The sequence below is a fragment of the Burkholderia sp. lig30 genome, from assembly GCF_000687455.2.
Lineage (GTDB): Bacteria > Pseudomonadota > Gammaproteobacteria > Burkholderiales > Burkholderiaceae > Burkholderia.
Map to the genome: position 1 here is coordinate 42,750 of NZ_JGVW01000104.1, position 6,329 is coordinate 49,078.

The following is a 6,329-nucleotide window of genomic DNA, read 5'->3' on the forward strand; positions in this document are numbered from 1 at the left end:
CCGTTTCCGGCCGCCCGGCCGCCCGGCTACCCGGTGCTTCCGGGGGACGAACGACACGCGGGCGCGTCGCCAGGCGCACCTGACGTATGAACGAAATCGACGGCCATGCGCGCGTCGGCCACCGCCGTACGCCCGGCAGGCCGTTGCGAGGCCGCTTTGCGAGGCGGCTATTTCTCGAGCAACCGCCCCCCGATCAGCAGCGCATCGACATCATTGCCCGCAAACCCGCGCAGCGCGTCGGCCGGCGACTCGACGAGCGGCTCGCCCGCGACGTTGAACGACGTGTTCAGCAGCACCGCGATGCCGGTGTGGCGCTCGAACGCCCGCAGCAGCCGGTGGAGCCCCGGATTGTCCGGCTGCGCGACGGTCTGCGGCCGCGCGGTGCCGTCGACGTGCGTGACGGCGGCAAGGCGCGCGCGCCATTCGGGCCGCACCGCGCAGATGCGCAGCATGTACGGGCTCGGCGCGTCCAGCTCGAAATACCGCGCGGCGTCTTCCGCCGGCACGCAGGGCGCGAACGGCCGGAACGCCTCGCGACGCTTCACCTGCAGATTCATGCGGTCGCGCGCGTGCGCATGGGCGGGGCTCATCAGCAGCGACCGGTTGCCGAGCGCGCGCGGCCCCATCTCGGCCCGTCCGGCGTGCAGCGCGACGCACCGCCCGGCAGCCAGCAGCCGCGCGGCGCGCTCGGCCAGCTCGTCGGCCGTGCCGCGCGTGTCGCGAAAGCGCTCGCGATCCGGCAGCGCGGCCAGCGCCGCGTCGATGTCCGCATCGTCGTAAAGCCTGCCGCCATACGGCGAGAACGGCCCCGGCCGGAACGGCTCGCCGAGGACGCCGTGATATCCCCACAGCGCCGCGCCGAGCGCCGTCCCGCAGTCGCCCCCCGCCGGCCCGGCGAAGACCGCGTCGAAACCGGCCTCGCGCGCCACCAGATCGTTGGCCCGCCCGTTGAGCGACACCTCGCCGGCGAGACACAGGTGACGCATGCCCGTCATCTCCCGTGCGACCCGCGCGAGGTGCAGCATCGCGCGCTCGCACTCGCGTTGCGCCGCGCGCGCGAGCGCGGCGCGCGCCGTCAGCGCCGCGTCCTCGTCGGCCGGCAAGGGCGGGGCGTCGAACAGGCGCGTGCCGTCGGCATCGCAGCGGCTGCGGTAGTCGACGTCGAGGCCGTCGAAGCGCCCGCTCGGATCCGGGGCGGCCGCGTCGTCGCCGTACGGGGCCAGCCCCATCGTCTTGCCGGTCTCGTGCGCGCCGAAGCCGATCGCCCGCGTGACCGCCTCGTACAGCGCGCCGATCCCGCACGACTCGCTACGCCGCAGCAACTCGATGCGCCCGCCACGGCCGACCCACAGGCTCTGCGATGCGTGAATCGAACCCTGTTCCAGCCGATGGCCGTCGACGACAAGAATCGCGGCCTCGTCGAACGGCGAGCAGTAATAGCCGGCGGCCGCATGGCACAGCCCGTGTTCGACGAGCACGTTCGGCACGCCGTCCACGCACGGCGCCGCCGCGTTGCCGGTATCGACGCGCGCCACCAGCGCGGGGCGCGCGTCGGCCGGCAGCCCGAGCGCGGCGCGGCACGCGTTCACCGCGTCGGCCGGGTAGGCAGCCGAGTTCTTGACCCGGTCGAAACGTTCCTGCCCGGCATGCGCGACCCTGCGCGCACCGGGCGCGGGCAGGACCCACGCAGCACCTGTGTTGAGCGCCGGGCCGGCCTGGATGCCGAGCACGCCGCCGGACGCGGGGCTCATTCTGTCTGACATCAACGATGCAATTCCTTCAAAAATCGCGGCGCAGCCGCACGCGCCGATGCGCCGGCCGCGCGCTGCCGCCATCGCTCGCGGGCCGGCTATCCGCGGTCATGGTCGGCGAGCGTCGCAAAGCCGACGCGGCGCCGCCACCGGTAGAGCGCGGCGAAGCCGAGCCAGCTTCCCGCGCAAAGCGCGACGATAACGTATCCGACCGTACCGAGGTTCGCGTTCAGATCGTCGAGGCGCGCCCACAGCGCCCCCTGCATGCCGAGCTTGTCGCCGATCAGGCCGAGGCCTTCGATGCAGCCGATCAGCAGCGCGACGGCCGCGGACATCGCGGTGATCCCGATGTTGTAGTACAGCTTGCGGACCGGCTCGCGAAATGCCCAGCCGTAGACCCCGAGCATCAGCGCGCTGTCGGCCGTGTCGACCAGCGTCATGCCGGCGGTGAACAGCACCGGAAACACCATGATCGACCAGATCGGCATGTCGTGCGCCGCGCTCGCCGCGGAGATGCCGAGCACGCCGATTTCCGTCGCGGTGTCGAAACCGAGACCGAACAGGAATCCCAGCACGTACATGTGCCAGCTTTTCGTGACGACGCGCAGCACCGGGCGCAGCAGCCGCGCGAGCAAGCCGTGCTGAGGCAGCCCCGTGTCGGCGTGCGCATCGGCGTGATGCTCGCCGCGCCGCACGCGGCGCAGCGCCTGGACGACCGAATGCAGCGTCACCAGGTTGGCGATCGCGATCGCGAACAGGAACGACGTCGAGACGATCGTGCCGATCATGCCGGCGACGTCGTGGAACGCCGCGAGCCGGTCGCGCAGCCCGGCCGCCGTCGCGGCAATGGCCGCCGACGCGAGGATCACGATCGACGAGTGGCCGAGCGAGAACATCAGCCCGATCGTCACCGGACGCTTGCCTTCGTGCATCAGCTTGCGCGTCACGTTGTCGATCGCGGCGATGTGATCGGCGTCCACTGCGTGGCGCAGGCCGAACGTATAGGCCAGCACGCAGGACCCCATCAGCGCCGGATGCGCGCCGAACATCGCGACGGCCCATGCCCAGGCCGCGAGGTTGAACGCCGCGAGCGCCGTGAACAGGACGACGAGCTTGCCGCGCACGCCGGCGGCCGCCGGTGCCGCTTGCGCGGAAACGTGGGCCGTCATGACGCGTCGCGGTGCGGCGCGCGCACGCGGCCGGTGACGGGGCGGACATCGCGCAGCGACTGGCGCCGGTTGCAGGGCGGGCGCCGGAGCGCACGGGTCGGGGAGGGCAGTGAAGAATCCATCTTGTCGTGGTCGTAGTCGAAACGGGCGCACGCTCTCGCACCGCGGCTCGCGCGCATGGCGCGAGTGTGCCGCAGTGCGGAAACGGCTCGCCGCGACGCGTCGCCCGGCCGATGCCGGCGCGCGCCGCAGCCCACACTTTCAAGCAACTTTCGTTCCCGTTTTTATTCGCGCGGCGCGGGGCGGCCGCTGGGACATGCTGTCGCGGGGCGCGCAAGCGCGCGCTCACGCGGCGACGCCCGCCGGCCGCGCGGTGCCGGCCACGGGCCGCCGCGCTGGTCAATCGGTTGCCAGTTTGGTCGCTCAACCGGACGCGCCGTAGCTAGTTGAGCGCGTGCGGCGTGCAAATTCCGCCGCGTTCCCGGTCGGCATTTTTCCCTATTGATCCGGATCAATAGCGCAGCCCGAGTGCGCCCGCACCCGATTCATGCACACCTGGCACGATTCTTGTTTTTTAAGCGGTGGACTAACGCTGTAGCCGGGGCTCCGGCATTCGCCCGGCATCGACCGCCCGCCGTTGCCGCGAACCGGACGGCTATCAAGGAACCACACCGTGATTGAAACCTTTTACGAAGTCATGCGACGCCAGGGCATCTCGCGCCGCAGCTTCCTCAAGTTCTGCTCGTTGACGGCAACGTCGCTCGGCCTCGGGCCGGCGTTCATGCCGAAGATCGCCCACGCGATGGAGACCAAGCCGCGCACCCCGGTGCTGTGGCTGCACGGCCTCGAGTGCACCTGCTGCTCGGAATCGTTCATCCGCTCCGCGCATCCGCTCGCGAAGGACGTCGTGCTGTCGATGATCTCGCTCGATTATGACGATCTGCTGATGGCGTCCGCCGGCCACCAGGCCGAGGCGATCCTCGAAGAGGTGATGACGAAGTACAAGGGCAACTACATCCTCGCGGTGGAAGGCAATCCGCCGCTCAACCAGGACGGGATGAGCTGCATCATCGGCGGCAAGCCGTTCGTCGACCAGCTGCGCCGCGTGTCGAAGGACGCGAAGGCGGTGATCTCGTGGGGCTCGTGCGCGTCGTGGGGCTGCGTGCAGGCCGCGAAGCCGAACCCGACGCAGGCGGTGCCGATCCACAAGGTGATCACCGACAAGCCGATCATCAAGGTGCCGGGATGCCCGCCGATCGCCGAGGTGATGACGGGCGTGATCACCTACATGCTCACGTTCGACCGGATACCGGAACTGGATCGCCAGGGCCGGCCCAAGATGTTCTACAGCCAGCGCATCCACGACAAGTGCTACCGCCGCCCGCACTTCGACGCGGGGCAGTTCGTCGAGTCGTGGGACGACGATGCGGCCCGCCGCGGCTACTGCCTGTACAAGGTCGGCTGCAAGGGGCCGACCACCTACAACGCGTGTTCGACCGTGCGCTGGAACGGCGGCACGAGCTTCCCGATCCAGGCGGGCCACGGCTGCATCGGCTGCTCCGAGGACGGTTTCTGGGACAAGGGCTCGTTCTACGACCGCCTGACCAACATCAACCAGTTCGGCATCGAGGCGAACGCCGACAAGATCGGCGCCACCGCGGCCGGCGTGCTGGGCGCGGCAGCCGTCGCCCACGCCGCCGCCTCGGCGATCCAGCGCGCCAGCGCGAAACACGATCGGGACGACCGCAACGCCCGCTAGCCGCTCGCCCCGATCCGGGGCAGCGCACACACGCACAGGAACAGTCAGCATGGCAGCATATTCCACTCAAGGGTTTCAGCTCGACAACAGCGGGCGCCGGATCGTCGTCGATCCCGTGACCCGCATCGAAGGCCACATGCGGGTCGAGGTGAACGTCGATTCGAACAACGTGATCCGCAACGCGGTGTCCACCGGCACCATGTGGCGCGGGCTCGAAGTGATTCTCAAGGGCCGCGACCCGCGCGACGCGTGGGCGTTCGTCGAACGCATCTGCGGCGTGTGCACCGGGTGCCACGCGCTCGCGTCGGTCCGCGCGGTGGAGGATGCGCTCGGCATCCGCATTCCGCCGAACGCGCACCTGATCCGCGAGATCATGGCCAAGACGCTGCAGGTGCACGATCACGTCGTCCACTTCTATCACCTGCACGCGCTCGACTGGGTCGACGTCGTGTCGGCGCTCAAGGCCGACCCGAAGCTCACGTCGGAACTGCAGCAGCGCATCTCGCCGTCGCATCCGCTGTCGTCGCCCGGCTACTTCCGCGACGTGCAGACCCGTCTGCGGAAATTCGTCGAGAGCGGGCAGCTCGGACCGTTCATGAACGGCTACTGGGGCAACCCGGCCTACCTGCTGCCGCCCGAGGCCAACCTGATGGCCGTGACCCACTATCTGGAGGCGCTCGACCTGCAGAAGGAATGGGTCAAGATCCACACGATCTTCGGCGGCAAGAACCCGCACCCGAACTACCTGGTCGGCGGCGTCCCGTGCGCGATCAACATCGACGGCGATCTCGCCGCCGGCGCGCCGATCAACATGGAACGCCTGAACTTCGTGAAGGCCCGCATCGACGAGGCGCTCGAGTTCTGCCGCAACGTCTACCTGCCTGACCTGCTGGCGATCGGCACGATCTACAAGCAGCGCGGCTGGCTCTACGGCGGCGGGCTCTCGGCGACCAACGTGATGGACTACGGCACGTATCCGCTCGTCAACTACGATCCGTCGACCAACCAGATGCCGGGCGGCGCGATCCTGAACGGCGACTGGAACACGATCCTGCCGGTCGATCCGCGCGATCCGGAGCAGGTGCAGGAGTTCGTCACCCACTCCTGGTATCAGTACCCGGACAACGACCGCGGGCTGCACCCGTGGGACGGCGTCACGGAGCCGCACTACGAGCTCGGGCCGAAGACCAAGGGCACCCGCACCGCGATCGAGTCGGTCGACGAAAGCGCGAAATACTCGTGGGTCAAGGCGCCGCGCTGGCGCGGCCACGCGATGGAAGTCGGCCCGCTCGCGCGCTACATCCTCGGCTATGCGCACGCGCAGCAGGGCAACCCGCATGGCGCGCGCATCAAGGAGCAGGTCGACGCGGCGCTGGTGTCGGTCAACCGCGACATGCCGAAGCTGCTCGGTCTGCCCGAGACCACGCTCGGCGCGAAGCAGCTGCTGCCGACCACGATCGGCCGCACGCTCGCGCGCTCGCTCGAAGCCGAATACTGCGCGGAGATGATGGCGGACGACTGGCAGCGGCTCATCGACAACATCCGCAACGGCGACACCTCGACGGCCAACGTCGAGAAGTGGGACCCGTCGACGTGGCCGGCCGAGGCCAAGGGCGTCGGCACGGTCGCCGCGCCGCGCGGCGCGCTCGG

Annotated in this window: 4 protein-coding genes; 2 read left to right on the forward strand and 2 right to left on the reverse strand. The window is 69.7% G+C overall.

The features are described from left to right. Window positions 1-167 precede the first annotated feature (167 nt). Window positions 168-1,763 (reverse strand): carbamoyltransferase C-terminal domain-containing protein, encoded by a 1,596-nt coding sequence (locus LIG30_RS21180; protein ID WP_038715180.1) that lies wholly within the window; start codon window positions 1,761-1,763, stop codon window positions 168-170. A gap of 86 nt (window positions 1,764-1,849) precedes the next feature. Continuing rightward, on the reverse strand, window positions 1,850-2,920 hold the full coding sequence (locus LIG30_RS21185) for a HoxN/HupN/NixA family nickel/cobalt transporter (protein ID WP_038715167.1): 1,071 nt from the start codon (window positions 2,918-2,920) through the stop codon (window positions 1,850-1,852). A 673-nt stretch (window positions 2,921-3,593) separates the two neighbouring features. Between LIG30_RS21185 and LIG30_RS21190 the strand changes: the two genes are divergently transcribed. Beyond that, window positions 3,594-4,679, forward strand: a complete 1,086-nt coding sequence (locus LIG30_RS21190; RefSeq protein WP_268760721.1) for a hydrogenase small subunit — start codon at window positions 3,594-3,596, stop codon at window positions 4,677-4,679. 49 nt (window positions 4,680-4,728) lie between these two features. Further along, the coding region (locus LIG30_RS21195; protein WP_038715169.1) for a nickel-dependent hydrogenase large subunit at window positions 4,729-6,329 on the forward strand (1,601 nt) is incomplete at its 3' end.

Coding starts and splice junctions, on each gene's coding strand:
- LIG30_RS21180 (WP_038715180.1), bottom strand. CDS start 1,763: ATGTCAGACAGAATGAGCCCCGCGTCCGGCGGCGTGCTCGGCATCCAG.
- LIG30_RS21185 (WP_038715167.1), bottom strand. CDS start 2,920: ATGACGGCCCACGTTTCCGCGCAAGCGGCACCGGCGGCCGCCGGCGTG.